The following is a 26229-nucleotide window of genomic DNA, read 5'->3' as shown; positions in this document are numbered from 1 at the left end:
GAACCAATTGTGGACGACGCGGACAACGCACAGAGCTACGGTAGTCGTAGAGCTCGACCGCATTTCACTCGGCCAGCCGGCCCGGGACCCCTCGATACTCCCCGCTGAGATCGATGACGAGGCCCGCACCTGCTGGAGCGGATCGGGCCGGCCGGAGCGAACAGTGACCTGCCCGACTCCGGCAAAGCCGTACCAGATAAGCCATAAGGGCGTTCTGCGAGATCATTTCGTATCGGTGTCCACAAGCCGACGGAGAAGGGTACTCAATGACGACTACTTCGAACGAGCGATCAGAGCAGTTGGACGAGGCCGGCCTGGCCGTGCAGAACAGGCTCGCCCTGGGCCGGCAACTGGGGACGGGGAACATCGGACACGCCGAGGAGGATTCTGACGGCCGAATGCGCGCCACCATCCGGATCCCTGAGGACGAGCTGGTCTGGGACCCCGCGATCATCATCCTGCCCCACGGCGGCGAGCTCGAGCTCACCCTCATCAACGACGACAAGAACACCCACTGCGCGGTGCTGCCCACCATCGGGGACCACCTGATCATCTGGCTGGTCAACCATTCCAAGGGGACAGCCACGCTCAACCTGCCGGGCCCGGGCACCTACTGGTACGGCTCCACAACCGGTAACGACGAGGGCCGCGGCCTGACCGGGGCGATCGTCATCGGCGGGGAAGTTCCAGCCGAGGCCAAGCTCGACCGTCCCGCCCAGCCGCGCCCGTAGCAGAAAGGAGCAGGTGATGACCGACTACGTCGACGCAGGTCAAGCCGTCCGCCTCACCTCACTCAGCGCCGTGAAGGGAAGTGCGCCGCAGGTAACCGAGAACGTCAACTACGAGCGCATTCTCGAAGCGGGCTCGGAGCCACACAACTGGCTCACCTACTACGGCACCTATGACGGCCAGCGCTACAGCACGCTGGACCAGATCAACAAGGAGAACGTCCGGCGCCTGACGCCCGCGTGGGTGTTCCAGGCCGGCGCGACCGGCATGCACTCCGGCGCGTCGACCTACTCGTTCGAGGCCTCCCCGCTCGTCGTGGACGGGGTCATGTACGTCTCGGGCCCGGAAGGCAAGGTCTGGGCCATCGACGCGACGACCGGCGAAGAGCTCTGGCGGTTCAAGTACCCCTCCCCGTACGACGTCTCGCTGTGCTGCGGGAACGTGAACCGCGGCGTGGCCGTGGGGCACGGGAAGGTGTACCTCTGCACCCTCAACGCACACCTCATCGCCCTCGACGCGACGAACGGCGAGATCGTCTTCGACGTCGTCAACGGCGACGTGCGCGCCGGGGAGAGCGGTACCGTCGCGCCGCTGCTGGTGAAGGACATGGTCATCATCGGGAGCTCCGGCGGGGAGTTCGGGGTCCGCGGGCACCTCGACGCGTTCGACGCCCAGACCGGGGAGCGCCGCTGGCGCTGCTACATGATCCCCAAGCCCGGCGAGCCCGGGTCCGAGACCTGGCCGGCCGACGGCGAGGCGTGGCAGCGCGGCGGTGGGAACTGCTGGGTCACCCCCACCTACGACCCGGAGCAGGAACTCCTCTTCCAGGGGACGGGCAACCCGGCGCCCGACTTCGACGGCGGAGTCCGCGAAGGCGACAACCTCTACACCGACAGCGTCGTCGCGGTGGACGTGAACACCGGCGAGATCCGCTGGCACTACCAGTTCACCCCGCACGACCTGTGGGACTACGACTCCACGATGGAGAACCTCCTGTTCGACGCCCCCGACGGGCGCAAGCTGCTCGCGCACGCGGACAAGAACGGGTACTTCTTCGTCCTCGACCGGACCAATGGCGAGCTGGTCCGGGTGTTCCCCTTCGTGGACCGGATCACCTGGGGGGAGATCACCCCCGACGGGAAGGTCACCCCCAAGGTGTATCCGGACAAGGAGGGCGAGCCGGTGCACTTCTGGCCGGGGCCCGCCGGGGGCAAGGAATGGACGCACATGTCCTACAGCCCCCAGACCGGGCTGATCTACGTGCCGGTCCAGGAAGTCGGGGCGACGGCCACCCGCCGGCGCCGCGAGTTCAAGGAGAGCATCCCGTACTGGGGCGCGGGCGTGGCCGTGGACCTCGAGGACTTCTACGGGTACGTGGCCGCCATCGACCCGCTGACCGGCGAGGAGAAGTGGCGCTGGCGCAACGAGTACCCGATGTGCGCCTCGACGCTGGCCACGGCGGGCGGGCTGGTGTTCCAGGGCACGCCGACGGGTGATTTCGTCGCCCTGGACGCCGAGACCGGTGAGAAGCTGTGGTCGTTCCAGTGCGGGAGCGGGCACCACAGCAGCCCCACCCCGTACAGCGTGGACGGCCGCCAGTACATCGCGGTGCCCACCGGCTGGGGTGGCTGGGTCGAGGGCTTCTTCCCCGGATTCCTCGGCGCCAACGCGGGCGACGCGCTGTTCGTCTTCGCCCTGCCCGAGGACTGACAGACACCCCGGCAATACCGCGCACACGCGGCGAAGCAACGGAGAAAGGAGGTGACGGCATGGAGTCCACCATCACCCAGCTCGAGTGGGAGGCACCCGAGTTCGAAGAGATCGGGTGTGCCCCGGAGGTGACCATGTACATCGCCCGCTCGGAGGCCTGAGCCGACGCACGGGTACGAGGACGGAGGAGGGGCACCGGACGGGTCCGGCGCCCCTCCTCCCGTTCGGACGCACGACACGCGCCACGGCGCGCGAAGGAGGAGGACGCGGGATGAGGCTGCGAGTGCTGGGATCGGCGGCCGGGGGCGGGTACCCGCAGTGGAACTGCAGCTGCCCGACGTGCGGCGCGGTCCGTGACGGGTCCCGGCCGGCCCGGGCGCGCACCCAGTCGTCGATCGCGGCGAGCCCGGACGGGCGGCGCTGGTTCCTGTTCAACGCCTCCCCCGACATCCGGACCCAGTTCGAGGCGTTCCCCGGCATGCATCCCGGCGACGGGCGGGTGACGCCGCTTCAGGCGGTGCTGCTCACCGACGCCGAGATCGACCACACCCTGGGCCTGCTGCTGCTGCGCGAAGGGCGCGGCATCCAGCTGCACGCGACGGCCGCGACGCACGCGACGCTGCGCGATGGCACCGGGTTCCTGAACACGCTGGAGCGCTTCTGCCCCGTCGACTGGCACCCGGTCCTCCCGGGACGGGAGGTGTCGCTCGGCGGGATCTCCTACCGGGCGTTCGACGTCCCCACGGCCAAGCACGACCGGTTCGGCACCGGGAACGACCAGGGGCGGGTGGTGGGCTACCGCCTGACCGACGAGACCACCGGACGTGCGGCGGTGTACCTGCCGGGTGTGCAGGAGCTGACGCCGGCCGTGCGCGACGAGCTCGACGGGATCGACTGCCTGTTCATCGACGGCACCACCTGGCACGACGACGAGCTGATCCGCCTCGGGCTGGCTCAGAAGACCGCACGCGACATGGGGCACCTCGCGATCGGCGGCCCCGGGGGCAGCCTCGAGCTGCTGTCCCCGCTACCGATCGACCGCAAGATCTACATCCACATCAACAACACCAATCCGATCCTGTTGGAGGACGCTCCGGAGCGCCGCCTGGTCACCCAGGGCGGCATGGACGTGGCGCACGACGGGCTCGAGGTGGAGGTCTAGGCACGATGACGATGACGACGACATCGAACGGCAACGGAGTAGCGGCGAACGGACGGACCGCGACGGCGGGCCCGGGTACCACGGCGTTCCTGGAGCGCCTGCGCGCGCACTCGAAGAGCTACCACAGCGCCCACCCGTTCCATGTGCGGATGAACGAGGGAACGCTCTCCCCCGCCCAGATCCGCGGCTGGGTGGCGAACCGCTTCTACTACCAGGAGAACATCCCCCGCAAGGATGGGGCGATCCTGTCCAACTGCCCTGACGTGGAGGTTCGCCGGCGCTGGATCCGCCGCATCGTCGACCACGACGGGGTCGTCGCCGGGGAGGGCGGCATCGAGGCCTGGCTGCGCCTGGGCGAGGCGTGCGGGCTGACCCGCGAGGAGGTCCTCGACCACCGCCACCTCGTGCCCGGCGTGCGGTTCGCCGTCGACGCCTACGTGACGTTCGCCCGCACGAAGCCGTGGGTGGACGCGGTCGCGTCGTCGCTGACCGAGCTGTTCGCGCCGGACCTGATGGCCGAGCGCCTGGCCGCGTTCGAGCGCTGCTACACCTGGATCGACCCCGACGGGCTGGCCTACTTCCGGGCCCGGCTCGAGCAGGCGCCGCGCGACTCCGAGCACGCACTGGAGGTCGTCACCGCGCACTGCCTGACCCCCGACGCGCAGGACCGCGCCGTGGAGGCGCTGTCGTTCAAGTGCGACGTGCTCTGGTCCATGATGGACGCGATCGACCAGGCCTATGCCGAATGACACCGGGCTCACCCCGGCCGCCCCGGCCCCTCCATCCGCACTGCCGGACACGGTCCGTCCCCGGCTCGGGCCGCACCTACGGCTGCATTTCGACCGCTCACGCGGCAAGCACGTCCTGCTCGCACCGGAGTCGGTGATCGTCCTCAACGCAACCGGCGCGGACGTCGTCGGCCTGTGCGACGGGTCCCGGACGGTCGCCGCGATCGTGGACGAGCTGCGTGCCCGCTACCAGCGACCGGTGGGCGACGAGGTGCGGGACTTCCTGGTCCGCATGGCCGCCCGCCGCCACGTCATCCTCGAGGAGACGATGTGATGGACAGGCCCTTCGGGCTACTGGCCGAGCTCACCTACCGCTGCCCGCTGGCCTGTGCCTACTGCTCCAACCCGCTGGAGCTCGCCGCCTACGACGACGAGCTGTCCACGGCGGACTGGCAGCGCGTGTTCACCGAGGCGGCAGAGATGGGCGTGCTGCAGTGCCACCTCTCCGGCGGCGAGCCGCTGCTGCGCCGCGACCTGGTGGACCTGGTGCGCACGGCCGCCGAGCTGGGCATGTACACCAACCTGGTGACCAGCGCGATCGGCTTCTCCCGCCCGCGGGCCGAGGCCCTCAGGGCGGCGGGGCTCGACCACGTGCAGGTCAGCGTGCAGGCCGACGAGCCGGCGACGTCGGACCGGATCGCGGGCATCCCGTCGTTCGAGCGCAAGCTCAAGGCCGCCGCCGTGGTGAAGGACCTCGGCTGGCCGCTGACCGTCAACGTCGTGCTGCACCGGCAGAACATCGACCGGATCGCCGAGATCGTGGCGCTGGTCGAGGAGCTGGATGCCGACCGCGTCGAGCTGGCCAACACCCAGTACTACGGGTGGGCGTTGCGGAACCGGGCCGCGCTGCTGCCCAGCCGCGACCAGCTCGCCCGTGCCGAGGAGGTCGTGCGCGACGCCCGAGCCCGCCTGGGCGGCCGGATGGAGATCGTGCACGTCCTGCCGGACTACTACAGCGAGTACCCGAAGCCGTGCATGGGCGGCTGGGCGTCGCGCCAGCTCACCGTGGCGCCCAACGGCGACGCGCTGCCCTGCCCGGCCGCGCAGACGCTCCCGCTGCCCCGGGCCAGCGTCCGCGAGGACTCCCTGGCGGCGATCTGGGACGAGTCGCCGATGTTCACCGCGTTCCGCGGCACCGGCTGGATGCAGGACCCGTGCCGCACCTGCGATCGCCGCGAGCTCGACTTCGGCGGGTGCCGGTGCCAGGCGTTCCAGCTGACCGGCGACGCCACCCGGACCGACCCGGTCTGCCACCTCTCCCCCGACCACGGGCTCGTGACCGAGGCGGTGGAGAAGGCCAACGCGGGTTCCCGCCCGGTGGACGAGCTGCTGGTCGCCCGCCCGCACCGCGGCTGAGCCCGGCATGAGCGTCAGCGGACGGACCCAGGCCGAACCGGTGACCACGCGATGGGTCTGCATCCCCTGTGGATTCATCTACGATCCCGAGGAGGGCGACCCGGACAGCGGCATCGACCCCGGCACGCCCTTCGAGGACATCCCTGACGACTGGATGTGTCCCATCTGTGGTGCCACGAAAGCGGATTTCCGCGAGCTGGAGCCGGGCGAGTTCCCGGAGGACGGAGGCCTTGAGTCGTGATCGCCGGATACGACCACTTCGTGACACTCGCCGAGTCGCTGCAGTGGGACGAGACAGCCCTCGACTACTCGGCCGACCGCGAGGCCTGGCCGCAGCTCACCGACGCCGAGAGCGCCAGGGTCCTCGGGCTGATCGCGGGCTTCGTCATCGCCGAGACAGCGGTGTCCGGGGAGCTCGCCGCCTACCAGGCGGCCGCGTCGGACAGCTCGATGGAGGCGGCCTTCCGCGCCCAGCTCCGTGACGAGGCGCGCCACGCCCGCTTCTTCGACCTGGTCGCCGCCGAGGTCGCCGGCGTCCCGGGGGCCGACCCCGCCGCACGGCGCGACGCTCTGCGCAGCCTCGTCAGCAGCGACCTCGTCGACCTGTTCGAGGAACGCCTGCCGGCCACCGCCGGGCGGCTCGCCGAGAACCACGGCTCCCTGTCCGCCGCGGTCGGGCTCTACCACATGGTGATCGAGGGCGTGGTCCTCCTGGCGGGACAGCACGCGATGCTCGAGGCGCTCGAAAGCCTGTCCGTCAAGCTGCCGGGTGTGCACAAGGGATGCGAGCTGGTCCTGCGGGACGAGCGCTGGCACATCGGGTTCGGGTCGCGCATCGTCCAGCGCGCCGATATCGGCCCGGACGAGGCGGACATGCTGCTCGAGCAGGGGGAGACGGCCGCGAAGGTGTGGGGGGACCTCATCACACCCGCCGCGATCGAGACCGCCGTGCGGCAGCACCGGCGCCGGCTGAAGGCCGCCGGCATCAAGTTCTGGTGACCCATGACCCGCGCCCGGGACGCCGGATGCGGGGCCCGTACGGGCGTCCCGCGACGTCAGAGCCCCAGTGCGTCACGGACGGCGGGCGTGTTCCTCCGGGAGACCGGCACCACGTCGTTGGCCCGGCTGTCCATGACCAGGAACAGCTCGCCCTTGAACCCGCGCTCGATCTCCCGGACGCGACTGAGGTTGACCACGTAGCGGCGGTGCACCCGCAGGAACCCGGAGTCGGCCAGCTCGTTGGTGAGCTTGTCCAGGCCCGGGGAGGCGGCGCGCAGCCGCCCCTGCTCGGTGGACAGCCACACGTCGTTGCCGTCCGACTCGGCGAAGCAGACCTCCGGCAGCCGCAGCAGCACCATCCGGTCCTCCCGTAGCGCCACGACCCGGTGCATCGGCCTCGCGGGCGGATGGGTGGGCGCCATGGTGGGGAGCGGCTGCGTATCGCCGGAGGCGCCGAGCAACATCAGGTGCCCGGCCAGCTGCCCCGAGAAGAACACCGGCCGGACGGTGACCGGGACCGGCTCGTCGGCGAGATGGGTGAAGATCTGTGTCGAGCCGACCCAGTCGGGATTCTGGGCGGCACACCCGCTCGCGTACTGGGCGACCCGGATCAGGTCCGGCAGGGAGGTGCGCCACCTGATGGTGGGCTCGACCGCCGGCACCTCGCTGGGCACGCCCATGAGTACGCTCGCGCGCTCGTCGGCGATCACCACGTTCCCCGCGGTGTCCACCGCGGCCACTGCGGCCGTGGCACGCCCTTTCACCTGGGCGAATGCGGCGATCAGTTCGGCGGCACTGTCCCGGGCGCGCCCCTTCAGCGTGCTCTGCGTCTGGGTGACCGCATGCGAGAGCCACCTGCCGGTGGCATCGGGCAGCGGGGTGCGCCAGCACGAGATGTTGAGCACCGCGATCGGCTCGCGGGTCACCACGTCACGCACGGCGATGGCCGCGCACGCCCAGCTGTGGAACGCCTGGCACCAGTGTTCCGCGCCCCTGATCAGAACCGGGCCGTGCGTCTCCAGCGCCGTACCCATGCCGTTCGTGCCGGCCCCGGCCTCCGACCAGCAGGACCAGGTGGCGAGGTTGGCGTCGGCGGCTCTGGCCACCGTGGCCTGGTCACCCCAGGTGGCCAGGATCCGGCCGGTGGCATCGGCGACGGTCACGATGCCGTTGAGGCCTTCCACCTCCCGCGCCATGGCACCCGCAAGCCCGCCCAGCTCGGTCAGCACCACGTCTTGTTCGAGCGTGTGGTCGCTGTGTGCCGCCGCCAGCGGAGCTTCGGTCAGGTGTGGGTCGACCCGGTACTGCTCGCGGCAGCGATGCCAGGAGACCACCACCTCGGGCCGGACGCCACGGACATGATCCTCGCCCTGGACGAACCGCTCCCACGCGGCGAACACCGTGCTTCTACCGGGACTCCCCGACATGGTGTCGAGCCGGTGCACATCGCTCATGCTGAAGAACCGCCTTTGGTCCATCCCCACACCGCACAGCACCCACCCAGCTCACGCCGCCGAGCGCTCGTCACCGCCGGGCCGACCGCTGCCGGGCACCGCGCGGCGCATGTCCCGCGTGATCACCCGGCGCCACCTCATGTGTACCCCGCCCCTCCATGGTCTGCAAAGGGGCCGAAGACCACGTTCCTCCGCGTTCCCGATGCGGGCGGGGTCCAGCACGGCCGTGACGGCCGGTCGGACCACGCCGCGGCCGGCGCCCGGCCATGCCCCGCGCTAGTTGCCGAACGCTATCGGCAGCACGATGGCCGCGACGATGAGTGCGATACCACTCAGCAGATCTGAGCGAATGCGGATGAGCCGGGCCGCGGCTCGACCGAGTTGCAGCCCGACCAACGACATCAGGGCCGTGGTGACCCCGAACACCGTCGCCGAGATCCAGGGAGAGAATCCGAGCAGTCCCAGCCCGGCGCCGGCCAGCAGATTGTCCAGGCTCAAGGACAACGGGATTCCGAACAGTGCCCACGGCTGGTCCACCTGTTCGGGTTCAGGTTTGCGCAGCGCTCCGATGAGAAGATACAAACCGTACCCGCCCAGCGCGGCCGACCCCACGTACTCCGCGACCGTACCGGTGGTCTCGCCGACGTAGTTGCCGACCAGCAGGCCCACCAACGGCATCACGCCGTCCCACAGCCCGAACGTCAGAGCGACCTGCACCGCACGGCGAAAACCGAACGGCACCGTGCCGAGCGCGATCGCCACCCGGAAATTGTCCAGACTGAGCGCAAAGCTGAGGATCAGAAGCTCGGTGATCATGCGGCCGGCAGTTTCCGCCGCGCACTGAACCGATGGGGCGAGCTCCGACGACAGTGTCGTTTCCTCATGCGGCTCAGACTAGTTCGACGACGCCAGTCCTTCAATAACCACGTCGGCCCGCCGCACTCGATGGACCCCACACCGGGAAGTACATTCGTCCCTATTGCGGAAATTATGATCGGCGACCCGGGTGTGCATCGAACAGTTCCGAGCCGGCCGGCACCCGATGCCGGTACCGCGGCTCGGGTGGAGAGTTTCTCCACCCGGGCTACGGCGCTCGCCCGACGACGCGGCGATCCGACGGACCTACGTTTTGCGTGGCGGCCGGGAATCGGCCGGACACGCGATGCACTCGGCGAGGGAGACCGGTCATGACGTACGTGCGGGGCTTCATCCCGTGGATCGTGTTCGCCGTGGTCTCCACGGTGGGCTGGCAGTGGGGCGCCCTCGCGGGTGCCGGCGCCGGGGCCGTCCTGCTCCTGCGGGACCGCGCGGCGGGGGTGGCGCCGGGCGCCCAGATCCTCGACATGAGCACGGTCCTCTACCTGACCGCCCTGTGCGCCGTCGCGTTCGAGGCGCCGCACTCGCCGCTCCAGGGCTTCGACGGGGCGCTGTCCTCCGCGTGGCTCGCGCTCACCGCGTGGGTCACCGTGGCTGTCCGGCGCCCGTTCTCCCTGGGGATCGCCCGCCGGAGGACCCCGGCCTCGTCCTGGCACACGCCGCGGTTCCGCCACGTCAATGTCGTGATCAGCTCGGTCTGGGCGGCGGGCTTCACCGCCGCGGCCGTCGCCACCGCGCTGTGCGACGTCACCGATGCCGGCTCGATCGCGAAGGCCGTGTGCCAGGTCGTGACGTTCGGTGCGCCTGCCCTGTTCACGACCTGCTACGTCCGCCGGTCCCGGGCGGCGGCACAGCCGGGCAGGGTCTGACTACGAGCGGGCCCCTCCGGGCGGGACGAGGGTCAGCGCGTAGCGGACGGCGTCGGCACGGGAGTGCAGGTCCGCCTTCGCGAACAGGTTGTTGATGTGGGTCTTCACGGTCGCCTCGCTGATGAACAGCCGCGCGGCGATCTCCGGGTTGCGCAGCCCCTCGCCGATGAGTCGCAGGACCTCCTGCTCCCGCCGGGTCAGGGAGCCACCCACCGGCTCGGCCGGGGCAGCGGGCGGACCGTTCCGGCCCGCGAGGGCGAGCAGCCGGCGCTGCACCTGTGGATCGAGCACCGCCTGCCCGTGGCCGGCGGCTCGCACGGCCTGCAGGATGGCCTCCCGGTCCGCTTCCTTCGTCAGGTAGCCGCTCGCGCCGGCATGCAGCGCCGCGAGGATCGACTCGTCGTCCTCGAAGGTCGTGAGGACGACGACCGCAACGTCCGGGTGCTCCCCGCGGATGCGTCCCGTCGCCTCGACGCCGCCCATGACCGGCATGTGCAGATCCATCAGGACCACGTCGGGGGCGTGTTCCGCAACCGCGGCCAGTGCCTCCTCGCCGTTCGTCGCGGCGGCGACGACGTCCACGTCCGGGGCGAGGTCGAGCATGATCGCCAGCGCTTCGCGGACCGCCGCCTGGTCGTCGACCACCACGAGCCTGAGCGTCACGACGGGATCTCCAGCCCGACGGTCCATCCGGCCCCCGGGCCGGGACCGGCACGCAGCGTGCCTCTCAGAAGAGCGGCACGCTCCCGCATCCCGACCAGGCCCATTCCGGAGCCGGCGGCCGGCGCGGCACCGCGGGGGGACGGCGCGGGCCCGTTCGCGACGGTGAGGGACACCGTCGCGGTGGCGTACTCCAGTCTGATGGTGCGCTCGGCGCCCGGGGCGTACCTGCCCGCGTTGGTCAGCGCCTCCTGAGCGACCCGGACGACGGTCTGTGCCGTGTCGACCTCCACCGGGCGGGGATCTCCCACCACCTCGAACGACGCCCCCTCCCCTGCCGCCATGAGCCGCAGCGTCTCGGCGAGTGGCAGGGTGTCCGCCCGGAGGGCGTGGATCGCCCGTCGGGTCTCGGCGATGCTGCCCACGGCCATCCCGCGGGCGCGGCGAGTGGCCACGTCGGCCTCCTCGTCGCGACCCTCGTGGCGCAGCGCGTCGGCCATGTCGAGCTGGAGCGCGATCCCCGAGAGGGAATGACCGAGGACGTCGTGGATCTCCCTCGCGATCCGCGCCCGTTCCTCCAAGGCGGCCGCCCGGGCCTCCGACTCCGCGGCGCGTTCGGCCTCGCGCGCGGCCAGTTCGGCGCTGGCGAGGGCGCCGCGGCGCTCCCTGCGGGCGATCCCGATGTAGACCGGCGCACCGACCGCCAGCCCCAGCCACCACGACCAGCCCAGGAGATGCGGGCCGATGACGTCGGTGACCTCCACCGCCGCGACCCCGGCCAGCGACCCGAGCACCGCCACCCCGATCGCCGCGCGGGTGGAGGCGAGCAGGTAGCCGGCAGCGCCCGTGGCGAGGAAGGCGAACGCCGGAGCGGCCGTGTCCGGCGCGAGCGGGAGCAGCACCACCGCGAGCAGGACGTACCCGGCGGCGAAGGCGACCTGCACGGGCTGCGGGAGCCGTGCCCAGGAGACGAGGCTGCCGAGCGCGGCCAGAGCCACCAGGACGAACACCGCGATCGTGAGCGACGGCACCGCCATCCGCCCGGGCAGCTGCACCGCCGTGACCGCGATGAGCGTGACCACGAGCAACGGCCGCAGGTACGGGTCGAGGGACCGGGCGCGCTCCCGGGCCGGGCGCACGTCCGGCCGCGTCACTTGCCGGTCCCGCATACCGCCTCCGGGAGGATGACCTTCTCGACCTCCGGGACGAGCGTACGGATCCGGGCTCGGTCCCGCGTCCGGACGCGGGCTACCCCCGCCCCGCCCGCTCGGCGAGCGCCTGCGCCGCACCGCGCGGCACCACCACCACCGGCACCGGCGAGTGCCGGACGATCCGCGACGATCGGGAGCCGATGAACACGCGCTCGAGCGGTCCCGCGGTGCTGGAGCCGACGGCCAGCAGGTCCCCCTCGGCCCACCCGATCTCCTCGATCGCCCCCGCCCAGTCGGTGCCGTACCCGACCACGGACTCGATCGCGGACGGGCGGCGCGGCAGCCGCTCGACCTCCTCCAGGACGGCGTGCTGGGCCTGCTCGGCGTCAGCCGCCCACCCGTGCGTCACGGCCTCCTCGGCGCGGGAGCCGACCCCCGCCGTCAGCGGCGTGCGCGGGCGCACGGCGAAGGACGCGACGCGCAGGGCGGCGCCGGCCTGCGCCGCGACCCCAGCAGCCGCGATGACGAGCTCGGCGGAGCCCTCGGTGGCGCCGAACGCGGCCGTCACCCGGCGCACCCTGCTGTCGGGGCGGCAGCGGAACCCGCGGGGGCCGAGCACGACCGGGAGGGGTGAGCTGTGCAGCAGCCGGTCCGCGACACTGCCGAAGGCGACCCGGCCGAGCACCCCCGCGGTGGACGACCCGAGCACCAGCAGGCGCGCGCCGTGCTCGTGGGCGACCTCGAGCAGCCCGGCCGACGTCGAGCGCGCACCGGCGACGACGAACGTGGCGGCGCAGTCGGCCGGCATCAGGGCGCGTGCCCGGTCGATGGCGTCGGTCGCGCTGCGGTCGAGGTACTCCTGGTACTCGGCGTCGACCCGGCCCATGCCGGGTGGCCACGGCGGCGGCACCACGGTGCACACCACGATGTCCTCGTCGAGCGAGCGGGCGAGCATGCCGCCGAGGTGGATGGCCGCCGTGGCGCGCTCGTCGCGCGGCAGCCCGACCACGAGAGTCACAGCACGTCCCCCACGGTGTCGGTGGTCGTCGTGCGCAGCCGCGAGTGCCGGATGCCGTAGGTGAAGTACCAGATGAGCACGACGGCCACCCAGATCGCGAACACCGCGATGGTGATCGGCCGCAGGCCGACGATGATCCAGACGCAGCCCGCGATCGACAGGATCGGCGTGACCGGGTAGCCGGGAACCCGGAACCCGCGGGGCAGACCCGGTTCGGTGCGCCGCAGGATGATCACACCGATGGAGACGACGAGGAACGCCACGAGCGTGCCGATGCTCGTCATCTCGGCGAGGAAGTTGATCGGGAGGAGCCCGGCCAGCAGCGCCACGGCGACCGCGACGACGATCGTGTTGTTCACCGGGGTGCTGGTACGGGCGTTCACCTTCTGGAAGAAGCGCGGCAGCATGCCGTCCCGGCCGATCGCGAACAGGATGCGGGTCTGGCCGTAGATCGTCACGAGGGTGACGCTGAAGATCGAGATGATGGCCCCGGCCGCGAGCACGGTGCCCGGCCAGCTGGCGCCGACCACGTTCTCCAGGATGGCCGAGAGCCCGGCCTCCTGGCCCGCGAACTCGGCCTGAGGCTGGGCCGCGACCGCCACCAGGGCGACGGCCACGTAGACGACCGTCACGGTGACCAGCGCCAGGATGATCGCCAATGGCATCGTCCGGCGGGGGTTCTTCACCTCCTCCCCCGCGGTCGACACGGCATCGAGACCGATGTAGGCGAAGAAGATGATGCCGGCCGCCCCGGTGATGCCCGTGACCCCGAACGGCGCGAAGTCGGCGAAGTTGTCGGTGTTCCAGCCCGTGATGCCGATGACGACGAACATCACCAGGACCGCGATCTTGATGACGACCATGATCGCGTTGACCGTCGCCGACTCGCTCGCCCCTCGGATGAGCAGCAGCGCGCACAGCGTCACGAGCACGACGGCGGGCAGGTTGAGCACGCCGCCGCCCTCCGGCGACTGGGAGAGGACGTCGGGGATCCGGAACCCGAACAGGTTGCCCAGCAGCTGGTTGAGGTACTGCGACCAGCCGACCGCGACGGCCGCGGACGACACGCCGTACTCGAGAAGCAGGCATGCCGCCACCCCCATGGCGACGACCTCGCCGAGCGTGGCGTAGGCGTAGGAGTACGACGACCCGGAGACCGGCACCGCACTGGCCAGCTCCGCGTAACAGACCGCGGTCAGGCCCGCGACGACCCCGGCGATCACGAACGACCAGACGACCGCGGGCCCGGCGACCGGGACGGCCTCGGTCAGCACGAAGAAGATGCCCGTCCCGATCGTCGCACCGACGCCGATCATGGTGAGCTGGAAGAGCCCGATGCTGCGGGCGAGCTGGCCACCGCCGTGGCCGTCGAGTCCGCTCTCCGCGGCCATCTTTCTCACCGGCTTGCGACGGAAGGCCTGCTGCAACAACGTCGCCATGCCATCTCCTCGGTTCGGGGCCTGCCCACGATCCCGGGCGGTTGGTCCGAATGCGAGCCCCCGAACGGACGGTGCGGCCAGGAACCGTCTCGGATGAGCGCCCGGGAGAATGTCACCGCGGACTTGCGCGAACACGTCGTCGGGGATGAGCGTGGAAGCGGGAGTGGAAGGCGAGCCGAGACGAGGTCACATGCCGCGGACGACGACACCGCGGGCTGGGGAGCCCGGCCGGGACGACACCACCCGGGGCGTCCCCCGACACGCCGCCGCCTCGCCCCCGGCCTCGCTCTCGGCCTCGCTCTCGGCCCCCCAGCGCGTCCTGACCCTTCAGCGCCGCGCCGGGAACGCGGCCGTGACGCGCGTGCTGGCCAGGGGCGACGAACTCGCGGCCGGCACCCCCGCAGCGATCCGGCCCGCTCCTCCCGCGGCCGGACGCGTGGCGTCCGTACAGCGCGACTCGAACGATGCGAGGAATCACGGGGACGACGCAGTCGACACGCTGGTCACCTGGCTGGGCGCCGCCATCGGGACGAAGGCGGCGCTCCTCGTCCGGCACGCGGCACCGGCCCCCGCCGCGGCCCAGGGTTTGACCTACAACAGAGAGTTCGCCGTCGCGGCCACCTACCTCGTGCACGAGGGTGGCTGGACCGGTCAGGATCTGGGCAGCACCCTCGCGCTCGCCTTCGCTCACAGGCTGACCGCCCAGGACATCGTGGGCCTGTTCGAGCTCGCCTTCACCTACCACCGCTCGAAGGACGCCGTGGACGCGTGCCTTCGCACGGACGGCACCTGGGGTGAGTTCTTCCTCTCCACCCACGAGTTCGCCCGGCACCGCGGACTCGGCGACGTTGCGCACGCGCCGGCGGGGCCGGGCGGGGGGACCGTGGTGCACCAGGTCGGGCCGGCACCCGCGGCGGACGGCTCGTACTCGGTCCAGCGCGTCGTGACCGCCGAGAGCATCGAGCACTACAGGCAAGGACACACCTTCGAAGGTTTCAAGTTCACCGAGGACAACGTCCTCCGCGCGAAGTACATCGATTTCTGGGAGTCCGGCACCGACATCGCTGCCCGGGCGGTCGCCGCGCTGACATCACCGGAGGCTGCGGCGGCAGCCGACGATGCGGCATGGGGCCGGTTCAGCGAAGGGCAGCACGCCGGGGACAGGTTCGGATTCGCCCCTTACCGCGCTGAGAAGGACGGGCTCTACGTGGTGGAGATGACGCGGTTGTACCCGCAGTCGGGGCTGCGGATCCGCAGGGAGCAACTCCACGCCATCGGCACCCTGCTGGGCTACATGTGAACAATGGTGACGAACCGATGACAACGCTGATCAGCCTCACCAGTGCGGCCACGGTGGGCACGAGTCGCCCGTGCCGCGCGCCGTGGTGATTCTCGGCACTGCCCGCGCCATCGAGCAGGAGCCGGACACCCCGTTCGGCGCAGTCAGCAACGGCCCCGGCGCGGGGGACGGCCCGCGGCCGAGTGGAACGGCGCCCCGGCACCGACGGGCAGGAAACCCGTCGGATCAGCGGTTTCGGGCCTCCGACCAGCGGTTGCGGCGCTGACAACGGCCCGGACCCACGACGGCTCGGCGCGTTCCGGCCGGGCCGCATGCTCCCGGGCCGCGCGATCGGCCGATCAGGGACGACGAGGCGGCTGTGTCAAGCTGGGCCGCAGGCAGGTCAGTCCGGCAGGGTCGACACGACCCTGTCCTTGCGCCGGACTGAGGAGCCAGGAGGACGGAAGACACAGACGTGAACAGCGCACTCAGTGTGGATGAGGAACTCGCGAAGCAGAGCATCGAAGGCTTCGAGCGGTTCAGAACCGGCGACGAGCTGGCGGCGTTCTTTCTCAGCGCGGGGATCACGGGCGCACGAGTCAAGGGCGCGTGCCCCGTGGCGACATATATCCGCGGATTCACCAACCGGGTCCGGATACTCGTCGGCGCCACGACGACGCAGATCTGGTCGTGGAACCTCACCACGGTCGACAATCCGCAGTCCCTGACCGAGTTCATCGCCGACTTCTACGCGGGACGCTATCCGCAACTTCTCCGTTCGTGGCTGCCCGCCTCCGACCGGTGACCGGCGGCCATCTGCTCGGGTGAGGCCGGGCCGAACCACCTGCCACACCCGCGACATCTGTCCTGACCTGTCTCCGAACACCTGACGTGCGGAGCGCGGACGGAGAAGATCGGTGGCGTCGTGGATCGGGGCGTCGCGGGCCGGGGCGCACCGCACCGGAGCCGAGGAGGGCAACCGTGATCGAGACGTGAGCGCCCCGGGGAACCGCGTACCCGACGTGGCCACCGTCGCCGCCGAGGTGCTCCGCCGCGAGGGCGTCGAGCATCTCCTCGCCTACCCGCTGAACCCGCTCATCGAGTCGGCGGCCGCCGCCGGGATCCGGCCGGTGATCGTCCGGCAGGAGCGCGTCGGTGTCCACATGGCGGACGCGATCAGCCGGCTCGGGGACACCGTCGGCGTCTTCTGCATGCAGGCCGGTCCGGGCGTGGAGAACTCGTTCGGTGCGGTGGCCCAGGCGTACTCCGAGGGGGTCCCGCTCGTCGTCATCCCCGGCGGGGCGCCGCGCGCGCAGACCTGGGTGCCGCCCACGTTCAACGCCGCACTGAACTTTCGGCACGTCACCAAGGCCACCGAGCAGGTCACCACGGGCGCCGGGCTCGTCCCCGCCCTGCGGCGGGCGTTCACCCAGGCCCGCAACGGGCGCCCGGGCCCGGTGCTGGTGGAGATCCCGGCGGACGTGTGGGCGCAGGAGGCTCCGGGGCTCGACGCCTACGTGCCGTCGCGGCGGGTGCGCTCCGCACCGGACGCCGAGTCCGTCGAGGCCGCTGCGGCGGCGCTGGTCGCCGCGGACCGGCCGCTGCTCTACGCCGGCCAGGGGGTGCACCGGGCGCGGGCGTGGGAGCAGCTGCGCGCCCTCGCCGAGCTGCTCGAGGCGCCGGTCACCACCAGTCTGGAGGGCAAGAGCGCCTTCCCGGAGACGCATCCGCTGTCCCTCGGCTCGGGCGGGGTCGCGATGCCGCGCGCGGTCTTCGAGCACGTCCGCGACGCCGACGTCGTGTTCGGGATCGGAGCGAGCTTCACCGCTACCCCGTTCGGGATCCGGTTCCCGACGGCCGGGAAGACGTTCGTGCACAACACCCTCGACCCGGCCGACCTCAACAAGAACGTCCCCACCGGGCACGCCCTGCTCGGCGACGCTGCGCTCGCCCTGGACCTGCTGGTCGAGGCGGTGCGGGAGCGGCTCGGCGGCGGGCCGCGAGGCCGGGCGGACGCGGTCGCCGGGCGTATCCGGGAGCAGAACCAGCCCTGGCTGGACTCCTGGATGCCCTTCCTGACCAGCGACGAGACGCCACTCTCGCCGTACCGCGTGATCTGGGACCTGCTGCACCTGGTGGACGTCGAGCGCACGATCATCACGCACGACGCCGGGAGCCCCCGCGACGAGCTGTCCCCGTTCTGGCGGCCCGTCGCACCACACAGCTACCTCGGGTGGGGCAAGTCCACTCAGCTCGGCTACGGCCTCGGGTTGGCGATGGGCGCGAAGCTCGCCCGGCCGGACCGGCTGTGCGTCAACGTGTGGGGCGACGCCGCGATCGGGATGACCGGCATGGACCTGGAGACCTGCGCCCGTGCCGGGATCCCGGTCCTGTCCGTGCTGTTCAACAACTTCTCGATGGCCATGGAGGACACGATCATGGCCGCCTCGCGCGAGCGCTTCGGCACCACCGACATCTCCGGCGACTACGCGACGATGGCGCGCGCCTTCGGCCTGCACGGCGAGCGGGTCACCGAGCCCGGGGAGATCGCGCCGGCGCTGCACAAGGCGATCGCCGCGACGGAGGCGGGCACGCCCGCGCTCGTCGAGTTCGTCACCACCCGGGAGAAGAAGTACTCGACCTTCGACTACGCGAGCTACCAGGGTTAGGAGAGGCCATGCGGGCAGTACAGCTCGTGGCACCGGGTCGGCTGGAGACGGTCGAGGTCCCGGTCCCGGCGCTCGGTCCCGACGAGGTGCTGGTCCGCTCGCACCGCGGCTCGATCTGCGGCAGCGACCTGCACATCGTCTTCGACGGGTTCCACCGCGGCGAGTTCCCGGCGGCGCCGGGGTTCCCCGGGCACGAGGGGATCGGGATCGTCGAGGAGTCCCGCTCCCCCGGTTTCGTCCCCGGGGACGCCGTGCTCGTCGCGCCGGTACCGCTGCACGCGCGGTGCTTCGCCGAGTGGCAGGTCGTCCCGGGCCGGTCACTGGTGCCGCTCCCGGACGGCGCGGATCTCGACCGGCTGCTGATGGCCCAGCAGCTCGGCACCACCGTGTACGCGATGCGCCGGTTCTGGCCGGAGACCGTCGCCGGGCCAGCCGCGGGGCTGACCGCCGCGATCTGCGGCGCCGGGTCGGCGGGCCTGTTCTTCGCCCAGCTGACGCGCCGCGCCGGCTTCTCGACGGTGGTGATCGCCGACAAGGCACCGTCGAGGCTGCGGATCGCGAAGGAGTTCGGCGCCGACGTGGCCGTCGACGTCACCGAGCGGTCGTTCGTCGAGGCGGTGCTGGAGGCGACCGGCGGTCTGGGCGCGGACCTGGTGATCGAGGCGGTCGGGTACGACGAGACGCGCATCCAGTGCCTGCATGCGGTGCGGATGCGCGGCCGCGTCGGCTACTTCGGTTTTCCCGAGAAGCCTGCCGGCCCCACGACCTGGGACTACAACGAGGCGTGGGCCAAGCAGCCCTCGATCGAGCACAACCACAGCACCCAGATCGAGCCCGGACTGACGGCCTTCCGGGAAGCGGTCGACCTCATCCACACCGGCGCCATCGACGTCGGCCCGTTCCTCGACCCGGTCTTCCCGCTGGAACAGGCGCAGGAGGCCTTCGAGGCGGCGCGGGACCAGCAGGGCGGGAAGGTCGCGATCGCGCTGGGCCGATAGCGAGCCGTCGTCGCCCGAACTGCAACGAATGTCCAACTTGTACTTTTGTCTCTCACCGTGCCCACTCGCCCGTTACGGCCGACGGCTACAGTCCTGTCCCGTGATCAAGTCAGTCCGCGACACGGCACGACGAGTCGTGGAGCACCGCGCATTCCAGCCGACGGTGATCGCCGTCATCCTCCTCAATGCCGCAACGCTGGGACTGGAGACGTCCAGCGCAATCGTGGCCTATCTCGGCGGACTGCTGCACGTGGTGGACCGGGTGGCATTGGTTTTCTTCGTCGCCGACATCGGGCTCCGACTGGTGGCCTACGGGCGGCGATTCTGGCGTGACCCCTGGAACATCTTCGACTTTCTCATCGTGGCGATCGCGCTCCTGCCGGCATCCGGCCCGTTCTCGGTGCTGCGGGCACTCCGGATCCTCCGGGTGCTCCGCCTGATCTCCATGGTGCCGAGCATGCGACGGGTGGTGGGCGGCCTGCTCGCCGCGCTGCCCGGGATGGCCTCGATCTCGGCCCTGCTCTCGCTCATCCTCTACGTGGCGGCGGTCATGGGGACGAAGCTCTTCGGCGCGGTGGCGCCGGAGTCGTTCGGCACCCTCGGCACCACCTTGTTCACGCTGTTCCAGACCATGACCGGCGAGGGCTGGCCGGACATCGCACAGCGGGTCATGACCGAGGTCCCGCTGGCGTGGATCTTCTTCGTCGTCTACATCCTGGTGAGCTCCTTCACCGTGCTCAACCTGTTCATCGCCGTCGTCGTGAGCGCCATGGAGAGCCAGGTCATGGCGGAAGCGCGGGCCGAGGAGGCCGAACATGCGGCCGACGAGCAGACCGCGAACTGGATGATCCTCGAAGAGATCAAGGTGCTGCGCGCCGAGCTGGCCGAGATGCGGCTGGAACGCGCGGAGCCGTAGAGCACCCCGTCGCCGCAAACGTCGTCACCCATGTTGACGACGTTGCGTGGACCACGCTAACGTGGTCCACGCAAGAGCCGACGATGTCGGGCCGGCCGACCCCACCGCGAGGTGGTAGTCATGTGATCCGCGCAGGAGGTCGGACCGGAGACGTTGACACCCCATGACTGAGCACTATCTCGGTGTCCTCGGCATCGCCGAGGCCATGGACGTGACCAGACACGCGGTGCACAAGTGGCGCTCCCGCTATCCGAACGGTTCCGATCACCCTTTTCCCGAGCCCGATGTCGAGATCGACGGAGCTCCGGGCTGGCGGGCTGAACGCCTGGAGGAAATTGTGCAGTGGCGCGACGGTCTACCTGGACGCGGCGCCGGCGGAGGTCGCCCGACCGCTGCCCGGCAGGAATACATGAAGGCAGCGATGGCCCGTGGCCTGGACCGCGACGAAGCGACCCGCGCACTTGCCAACTTCGCCGAAGAATTCCCGCACATGACGGAGCCGGAGCTCTGCGCCTGGCTCATCGAGAGATTCCAGTACTGAGCAAACCTCTCCGCACAACCGTGAAACGGAAGGCGATGACGCATGCCCGAAATCGGCGGTGAGACCGCGCCCGGCTTCGAGGGAGTACGCGAGGCTTTCGCGGCGAACCTGGCCGACCACCAGGAAGTCGGCGCCGCGGTCGCCGTGTACCTGCACGGCAGGAAGATCGTCGATCTGTGGGGCGGGACGGCGGACCCCGACACCGCCCGCCCCTGGGAGCGCGACACCGTGGCGGTCGTCTACTCCACCACCAAGGGCGTCACGGCCGCCTGCGCGCATCTCCTGGCCCAGCGCGGCGACCTGGACCTCGACGCGCCCGTCGCCGAGTACTGGCCCGAGTTCGCGGCGAACGGAAAGGCCCCACATCCCGGTCCGCTGGCTGCTCACCCACCAGGCCGGGCTGCCCACGATCGACCACCCGATCACCCGGGCGGAGGCGATCGCCTGGGACCCGATGGTCACCGCGCTCGCCGCGCAGCGTCCCTTCTGGGAGCCGGGCACCGAGCACGGCTACCACGGGCTCACCTACGGCTGGCTGGTCGGCGAGGTCGTCCGCAGAGTGACCGGCCGCAGCCTCGGCACGTTCCTCGCCGAGGAGATCGCCGCACCGCTCGACCTGGACCTCTGGATCGGGCTGCCGAAGTCCGAGCAGCACCGGGTCAGCCGCATCATCGCGGCCGCACCCGATCTCGACGCTCTCGGCCGGATCGACCTGGCCACCGTGCCCGAACCCCTGCGCGACGTGATCGCGGCCTACGCCGATCCGACGTCGCTGACGGTGCGGTCGTTGCTGACCCTCGTCCAGCCTCCGCTGGACCACAACGACCCCGACGAGCAGTCCGCCGAGATGCCGTCGACCAACGGCATCTGCACCGCCCGCGCACTGGCCAGCTTCTACGCCGCGCTCATCGGTGAGGTCGACGGACACCGGATCCTCGACCCCGCCACCCTGGCCGGGGCTACCGCGCAACAGGCCGCCGGCATCGACCGCATCCTGCGCGTACCCGTCCGGATCGGCACCGGCTTCGGCCTGCCCAGCCCCGACATGTTCTGGTACAGCCCGACCGCCTTCGGCTTTCCCGGCCTCGGCGGCTCGCTCGGCTTCGCCGACCCCACTACCGGGCTCGCCTTCGGCTACGTCATGAACCACGTTCGGGAAGGCGTTTCGGACCCGAGAGCCGCCACGCTCCTGAACGCGGTCACGACCGCCATGACAAGCCGGGCCTGAGGACCCGGGTCGGAATCTCAGCTTCGCCCCCCGCCAAGACTGGCCCGGATCAGGTGGTGACACTTTCGCCGAGGTAGGCCTCCTGCACGCGTGGGTCGGCGAGCAGTTCCGGGCCGCTGCCCGACAGCGTGGTGCGGCCCAGATCGATGACATACGCCTGGTCCGACAGGGCCAGCGCGGCGAGCGCGTTCTGCTCCACCAGCAGCACCGTGGTGCCTTCGGCCTGCAGCTCACGGACGGTGGCGAAGATCTTCTGCGTCATGATCGGCGACAGCCCCATCGACGGCTCATCCAGCATCAACAGCTTCGGCCGGGACATGAGCGCCCGCCCGATCGCCAGCATCTGCTGCTCCCCGCCGGAGAACAACCCCGCCTTGTTCGCCCGCCGCTCCCCCAACACCGGGAACAACGTGAAGATCCGATCCAGATCCTGCGCGATCCCCGCCTCATCCCGGCGGGTGTAGGCACCCAGCAGCAGGTTCTCCTCCACCGTCATCCGCGCGAACAACCGCCGCCCCTCCGGACTGTGCGCCACCCCGCGGGAGAGGATCTCGTGCGCCGGCAACCGGTGGATCGGCTCACCATCCAGCAGCACCTCACCCGACTCCGGCCGCAGCAGACCCGAGATCGTCCGCAACGTGGTGGTCTTCCCCGCCCCGTTGCTCCCGATCAGGCTGACGATCTGACCCTGCTCCATCGAGAACGACACCCCGCGCACCGCCTGGATCGCACCGTAGGCGACCGTGAGGTCACGGACCTCGAGAAAACTCACTGCTGCCCCCCACCGTGGATCTGCGCATCGACCTCATCCGGCGGCGCCCCCAGATACGCCTCCACGACCCGCGGGTCACCCCGCACCTCATCCGGGCTGCCCTCCACCAACACCTCACCCTGCACCAGCACCAACACCCGGTCACACAGCGTGAAGATGAACTTGGTGTCGTGCTCGATCACCACCACCGAGATCCCCAACTCCCGGATCGCGAAGATCAACTGCCGGGTCGCCTCGGTCTCCTGCGCGTTCATCCCCGCGGTCGGCTCATCCAGCAACAACACCGCCGGATCCGTCGCCAACGCCCGCGCGATCTCCAAGCGGCGCTGATCCCCATACGGCAGGTTGCGCGCCAACTCGTCGGAGAACTGCGTCAACCCCACGAACCCCAGCAACTCCTCCGTCCGCGCCTGCGCCTCCGCCTCACTACGACGGAAACCCGGACCGTGCAACAGCGACGACAACGGGCTCTGCCGCATCCGCACATGCCGGCCGACCAGCACGTTCTCCTGCGCGGTCATACTCGGGAACAACCGGATGTTCTGGAACGTCCGCGCCACCCCCTGCTCGGTCACCCGCGCCGGGTCCTGCGGCAACACCGTCCCCCGCAACGTCACCGACCCCGACGTCGGCGCATACAACCCCGTCAGACAGTTGAACAGCGTGGTCTTACCCGCCCCGTTCGGCCCGATCAACCCGATGATCTCGCCCTCGGCCAGACCGAACGACACATCGTTGAGGGCCCGCAGCCCGCCGAACTGCATCGTGACGCCGGACGCCTGCAGCATGGCCGGCTGGGCCTTCGCGTGCCGGGGCGCCATGTTGGCGGTCGGCCGGGTCATGACGCGCTCGCTTTCACAGTGCCCCCGCCGTCCGCGCCGGGTATCGGGGCCGTCACCGGCTCGGCATCCGGTGCCAGCTCAGCGCGCCGGTGCCGGTCGGGCACCAACCCCTGCGGCCGGAACCGCATGATCAGAATCAAGGCGATACCGAACAACAACAACCGGTAATCGGAGAACTCCCGCAGCTTCTCCGGCAACACGAACAGGATCGACGCCCCCAACACCGCACCCGGGATCGTCCCCATCCCACCCAGAATCACCGCAGCCAACAACGTCACCGACTCCAGGAACCGGAAACTCTCATACGACACCGTCGCGGTCTTGTGCGCGAAGAACGCCCCCGCGAACCCCGCCAACGTCGCCCCGATCAAGAACGCCAAGATCTTGATCGGACCCGTCCGGATCCCCATCGCCCGCGCCGCGTCCTCATCCTCCCGGATCGCGATCCACGCCCGACCCAACCGCGAACTCTTCAAGTTCGCAAACACCAACATGACCACAGCCACGATCAACACGATCAACACGTAATACAAGACACCCGGCGCCAACCGCAGCCCACCGATGACCAACGCATCGTTGAAGTCGGTGCCGAACAACGACACCGGCGGAATCCCCGGGATCGCGTTCGACCCACCCGTCAACCCACCGATGTTGTTCTGCGCACTCCGCACAAAAATCTCACCGAACGCCAACGTCACGATCGCCAGATAATCCCCACGCACCCGCAGCGTCGGCGACCCCACGATCGCCCCGAAGATCCCCGCCACCACCGCCGAGATCACCATCACCAACGGGAACGGCAACTCGATCCCCACCTGCGACGCCGCCGCACCCGACAGGTTCGCCGCCACGAACGCCCCGATACCCAAGAACGCGACATACCCCAGGTCCAACAACCCCGCCAGACCCACCACGATGTTCAGCCCGATCGCCGTGGCCGCATACACCCCGATGTTCGCCGACACCGTCAACCAGTACTCACTACCCGCACCCGTCAACGGCAACAGCAACGCCGCGATCAGCAACACCGCCACGCTGAACACCCGATGCCGCTCCGACACCATCCCGATCCAGCCGAGCAGGCCCGAGGCGTGCAACGCCCCCAACAGTCCGCCCACCGCACCGAGGAACGACAGGAACACCGCACCCGAGTAGGCGTTCGCGGCGCCGCTCTGCCCACCACTGGTCAGCACCGCCGACACCAGCAACAGCAGCAATGCGTAGGTGACCAGCAGGATCAGCCACTCCACATAGCGGTTGCACCCCCGGTGCCAGACCGGCACCGGCGTGAGCCCGCTCGCGGTTGCGCCCAGGACCAGCAGGGCCCCGCCGATCAGGGCCGCGATCGCGCCGAACGCAACGGCCCCGCCTGCGGCGGCGGTGATCGCTCCCAGCCCGCCGCCCTCGACCGTGATGTAGAGCCCGTTGACCAGTGCGATCGCCACCACACCCCAGCCCAGGGCCCGCAGGATCCGCGCCCGGCCGGCCACCGCCACCACCGCGATCACCACCGCGGCGATCCCGAACAGCGCCACGTGCAACCGGAAACCGGTGACGGTGAAAGGCGCGCTGAAGAACTCGAGCGTGGACTTCTCGGGGTACGGGCCCTCGTTGAGCACGAACGTCGCCCACGGCAACAACGCACCGACCAGTGCGAGGACGCTGCCCGCGACGCTCAGCGCAGTGGCACAACGTGCGAACGAGGCCAACCGGGAAGGCAGCGGCGATAACGAGGTCACGGGCTCCGCGGGCTTCTCCACCGTGGTCATGCCCGTACTCGCTCCGTCTCACCGAAGAAGCCCTGCGGCCGGAACACCAGCACCGCGATGAGCACCACGAAGATCCACACGTAGTCGTACGCCGAACCGCCCGGCAGGTACTGCCCACCCAGCGACTTGATCAATCCGATCGCCAACCCGCCGACCACTGCGCCGGGGATGCTCCCGATCCCGCCCAGCACCGCCGCGGTGAACGCGAAGATGCCGTTCTGGAACCCCATGTCGATGTTGATGTTGTTGAGGTACCCGCCGTAGAGCACGCCGCCGATACCGGCCAGCGCACCACCCAGCACGAACGTCAACACGATCACCCGGTCCGGGTCGACACCCATCAAGCGGGCCACATCCTGATCCTGCGCAGTGGCACGCATCGCCCGACCCGTCCGGGACCGCTCGATGAACAGCTGCAACCCGACCGCCAATGCCAGCGACACCACGACCAGCAACACCCCGGAGTACTTGATCGGCACACCGTCACCGATCGGGATCAGCCACGTACCCGGCACGAAGACTGTCGGGAACGGGATCGCCGATGTCGCCCCCGGGTAGAACACCCGCACCGCCTCCTGCAACGCCACTGACACACCCAACGCGGTGATCAGCGGCGCCAGCCGCGGCGCATGACGCAACGGCCGATAGGCGAAACGTTCCATCGCCACCGCCACGCCCATCGCGACAGCGGCACCGGCGATCAGCAACAGCGGCAACGCCAGGTACCACCGCTGCTGGACGAATGTGGGAAGCAGGTAGGTGAACATCGCCAACCCGCCGTAGGCACCGACCATGAAGATCTCGCCGTGGGCAAAGTTGATCAGTTGGATGATGCCGTAGACCATCGTGTAGCCGAGTGCGATCAGTCCGATCAGGGAACCGAGCACCAGCCCGTTGACGATCTGGGACAGCAGCGTGGACAGCAAACGGGTGGTCCCTCCGCCTACGCCGGGGGTGGAGCCTCGCCCCACCCCCGGCACATCGATTCACCAGTGCCGGCGCGA

At 70.3% G+C, this 26229-nt stretch carries 27 protein-coding genes and 1 pseudogene; 18 read left to right on the top strand and 10 right to left on the bottom strand.

Translation table 11 applies throughout. From position 1 onward, the window contains the following. Positions 1-266 precede the first annotated feature (266 nt). The 9 genes from ACQPZA_RS15510 (at position 267) to ACQPZA_RS15470 (ending at position 6744) form a co-directional block, all read left to right on the top strand. A complete protein-coding gene (locus ACQPZA_RS15510) occupies positions 267-731 on the top strand; it encodes an MSMEG_3727 family PQQ-associated protein (RefSeq protein WP_169395334.1) in 465 nt (154 codons plus the stop codon). Between the two features lie 16 nt (positions 732-747). Further along, entirely contained in the window at positions 748-2439 is a 1692-nt protein-coding gene (locus ACQPZA_RS15505) for a pyrroloquinoline quinone-dependent dehydrogenase (RefSeq protein ID WP_169395333.1), read from the top strand. Between the two features lie 59 nt (positions 2440-2498). Beyond that, positions 2499-2600 carry a pyrroloquinoline quinone precursor peptide PqqA gene (gene pqqA / locus ACQPZA_RS15500; protein ID WP_169395332.1) on the top strand — a complete coding sequence of 34 codons (102 nt, stop codon included), beginning with the start codon at positions 2499-2501 and terminating at the stop codon, positions 2598-2600. Positions 2601-2710: 110 nt separating this feature from the next. Beyond that, positions 2711-3601 (top strand): pyrroloquinoline quinone biosynthesis protein PqqB, encoded by an 891-nt coding sequence (gene pqqB, locus ACQPZA_RS15495; protein ID WP_433281688.1) that lies wholly within the window; start codon positions 2711-2713, stop codon positions 3599-3601. An 11-nt stretch (positions 3602-3612) separates the two neighbouring features. Beyond that, complete coding sequence (pqqC, locus tag ACQPZA_RS15490; protein WP_433281686.1) at positions 3613-4350, top strand: pyrroloquinoline-quinone synthase PqqC; 738 nt, start codon at positions 3613-3615, stop codon at positions 4348-4350. Continuing rightward, the gene (gene pqqD / locus ACQPZA_RS15485) at positions 4340-4663 is read left to right on the top strand and encodes a pyrroloquinoline quinone biosynthesis peptide chaperone PqqD (RefSeq protein ID WP_433281684.1); all 324 of its coding nucleotides are present in this window, start codon (positions 4340-4342) and stop codon (positions 4661-4663) included. The genes pqqC and pqqD overlap by 11 nt, the downstream gene beginning before the upstream one ends. Continuing rightward, the gene (gene pqqE / locus ACQPZA_RS15480; protein ID WP_433281682.1) at positions 4663-5745 is read left to right on the top strand and encodes a pyrroloquinoline quinone biosynthesis protein PqqE; all 1083 of its coding nucleotides are present in this window, start codon (positions 4663-4665) and stop codon (positions 5743-5745) included. The genes pqqD and pqqE overlap by 1 nt, the downstream gene beginning before the upstream one ends. Positions 5746-5752: 7 nt before the next feature. Further along, complete coding sequence (rd, locus tag ACQPZA_RS15475) at positions 5753-5986, top strand: rubredoxin (protein ID WP_169395327.1); 234 nt, start codon at positions 5753-5755, stop codon at positions 5984-5986. After that, complete coding sequence (locus ACQPZA_RS15470) at positions 5983-6744, top strand: ribonucleotide-diphosphate reductase subunit beta (protein ID WP_169395326.1); 762 nt, start codon at positions 5983-5985, stop codon at positions 6742-6744. Before rd ends, ACQPZA_RS15470 begins: the two co-directional genes overlap by 4 nt. Positions 6745-6800: 56 nt before the next feature. On the opposite strand, the gene ACQPZA_RS15465 is transcribed toward ACQPZA_RS15470, so the two are convergent. Both ACQPZA_RS15465 and ACQPZA_RS15460 read right to left on the bottom strand, forming a co-directional pair. Continuing rightward, the gene (locus ACQPZA_RS15465) at positions 6801-8198 is read right to left on the bottom strand and encodes a DNA-binding protein (RefSeq protein WP_169395325.1); all 1398 of its coding nucleotides are present in this window, start codon (positions 8196-8198) and stop codon (positions 6801-6803) included. A gap of 276 nt (positions 8199-8474) precedes the next feature. After that, positions 8475-9014: a manganese efflux pump MntP gene (locus ACQPZA_RS15460; RefSeq protein WP_169395324.1), complete on the bottom strand. Its 540-nt coding sequence runs from the start codon at positions 9012-9014 to the stop codon at positions 8475-8477. A 371-nt stretch (positions 9015-9385) separates the two neighbouring features. Between ACQPZA_RS15460 and ACQPZA_RS15455 the strand changes: the two genes are divergently transcribed. Next, positions 9386-9943, top strand: coding sequence for a hypothetical protein (locus ACQPZA_RS15455; protein WP_433281678.1), 558 nt, complete (start codon positions 9386-9388; stop codon positions 9941-9943). Here the strand turns inward: ACQPZA_RS15455 and ACQPZA_RS15450 are convergent, their stop codons facing one another. From ACQPZA_RS15450 to ACQPZA_RS15435, 4 genes are all read right to left on the bottom strand, one after another. Continuing rightward, positions 9944-10633 carry a response regulator gene (locus ACQPZA_RS15450; protein ID WP_433281676.1) on the bottom strand — a complete coding sequence of 230 codons (690 nt, stop codon included), beginning with the start codon at positions 10631-10633 and terminating at the stop codon, positions 9944-9946. Further along, entirely contained in the window at positions 10603-11757 is a 1155-nt protein-coding gene (locus tag ACQPZA_RS15445; RefSeq protein WP_433281674.1) for a sensor histidine kinase, read from the bottom strand. Before ACQPZA_RS15445 ends, ACQPZA_RS15450 begins: the two co-directional genes overlap by 31 nt. A gap of 94 nt (positions 11758-11851) precedes the next feature. Beyond that, positions 11852-12772: a universal stress protein gene (locus tag ACQPZA_RS15440; protein WP_433281672.1), complete on the bottom strand. Its 921-nt coding sequence runs from the start codon at positions 12770-12772 to the stop codon at positions 11852-11854. Then, the gene (locus tag ACQPZA_RS15435) at positions 12769-14211 is read right to left on the bottom strand and encodes an APC family permease (protein WP_169400310.1); all 1443 of its coding nucleotides are present in this window, start codon (positions 14209-14211) and stop codon (positions 12769-12771) included. The genes ACQPZA_RS15440 and ACQPZA_RS15435 overlap by 4 nt, the downstream gene beginning before the upstream one ends. Before the next feature lie 190 nt (positions 14212-14401). On the opposite strand from ACQPZA_RS15435, the gene ACQPZA_RS15430 reads away from it, so the two are divergent. From ACQPZA_RS15430 to ACQPZA_RS15395, 8 genes and pseudogenes are all read left to right on the top strand, one after another. Continuing rightward, positions 14402-15511, top strand: a complete 1110-nt coding sequence (locus tag ACQPZA_RS15430) for a hypothetical protein (protein WP_433281670.1) — start codon at positions 14402-14404, stop codon at positions 15509-15511. 454 nt (positions 15512-15965) lie between these two features. Further along, entirely contained in the window at positions 15966-16295 is a 330-nt protein-coding gene (locus tag ACQPZA_RS15425; RefSeq protein WP_433281668.1) for a hypothetical protein, read from the top strand. Between the two features lie 112 nt (positions 16296-16407). After that, positions 16408-18159, top strand: a complete 1752-nt coding sequence (locus ACQPZA_RS15420; protein ID WP_433281666.1) for a thiamine pyrophosphate-requiring protein — start codon at positions 16408-16410, stop codon at positions 18157-18159. An 8-nt stretch (positions 18160-18167) separates the two neighbouring features. Further along, positions 18168-19157, top strand: a complete 990-nt coding sequence (locus ACQPZA_RS15415) for a zinc-binding dehydrogenase (protein ID WP_433281664.1) — start codon at positions 18168-18170, stop codon at positions 19155-19157. A 100-nt stretch (positions 19158-19257) separates the two neighbouring features. Next, entirely contained in the window at positions 19258-20073 is an 816-nt protein-coding gene (locus ACQPZA_RS15410; RefSeq protein WP_433281662.1) for an ion transporter, read from the top strand. A 163-nt stretch (positions 20074-20236) separates the two neighbouring features. Continuing rightward, entirely contained in the window at positions 20237-20614 is a 378-nt protein-coding gene (locus tag ACQPZA_RS15405) for a hypothetical protein (RefSeq protein ID WP_433281660.1), read from the top strand. A 42-nt stretch (positions 20615-20656) separates the two neighbouring features. Further along, positions 20657-20980, top strand: a pseudogene (locus tag ACQPZA_RS15400) (serine hydrolase domain-containing protein); the annotation flags it as partial. An 88-nt stretch (positions 20981-21068) separates the two neighbouring features. Further along, positions 21069-21842, top strand: coding sequence for a serine hydrolase domain-containing protein (locus ACQPZA_RS15395; protein WP_433281657.1), 774 nt, complete (start codon positions 21069-21071; stop codon positions 21840-21842). A 49-nt stretch (positions 21843-21891) separates the two neighbouring features. On the opposite strand, the gene ACQPZA_RS15390 is transcribed toward ACQPZA_RS15395, so the two are convergent. Genes ACQPZA_RS15390 through ACQPZA_RS15375 form a run of 4 tightly spaced genes read right to left on the bottom strand, consistent with a single transcriptional unit; the run spans position 21892 to position 26151 of the window. Next, the gene (locus ACQPZA_RS15390; RefSeq protein WP_433281655.1) at positions 21892-22614 is read right to left on the bottom strand and encodes an ABC transporter ATP-binding protein; all 723 of its coding nucleotides are present in this window, start codon (positions 22612-22614) and stop codon (positions 21892-21894) included. After that, the gene (locus ACQPZA_RS15385; RefSeq protein WP_433280816.1) at positions 22611-23456 is read right to left on the bottom strand and encodes an ABC transporter ATP-binding protein; all 846 of its coding nucleotides are present in this window, start codon (positions 23454-23456) and stop codon (positions 22611-22613) included. Before ACQPZA_RS15385 ends, ACQPZA_RS15390 begins: the two co-directional genes overlap by 4 nt. Then, on the bottom strand, positions 23453-25225 hold the full coding sequence (locus tag ACQPZA_RS15380; protein ID WP_433281653.1) for a branched-chain amino acid ABC transporter permease: 1773 nt from the start codon (positions 25223-25225) through the stop codon (positions 23453-23455). The genes ACQPZA_RS15385 and ACQPZA_RS15380 overlap by 4 nt, the downstream gene beginning before the upstream one ends. Next, positions 25222-26151, bottom strand: a complete 930-nt coding sequence (locus tag ACQPZA_RS15375) for a branched-chain amino acid ABC transporter permease (protein WP_246267671.1) — start codon at positions 26149-26151, stop codon at positions 25222-25224. Before ACQPZA_RS15375 ends, ACQPZA_RS15380 begins: the two co-directional genes overlap by 4 nt. Positions 26152-26229: the final 78 nt, after the last annotated feature.

It is taken from the genome of Pseudonocardia xinjiangensis (genome assembly GCF_050948425.1).
In the GTDB taxonomy this organism is placed as follows: domain Bacteria; phylum Actinomycetota; class Actinomycetes; order Mycobacteriales; family Pseudonocardiaceae; genus Pseudonocardia; species Pseudonocardia xinjiangensis.
Note: the sequence above shows the minus strand (reverse complement) of the source record. Positions and strands in the feature narration are given on the sequence as shown.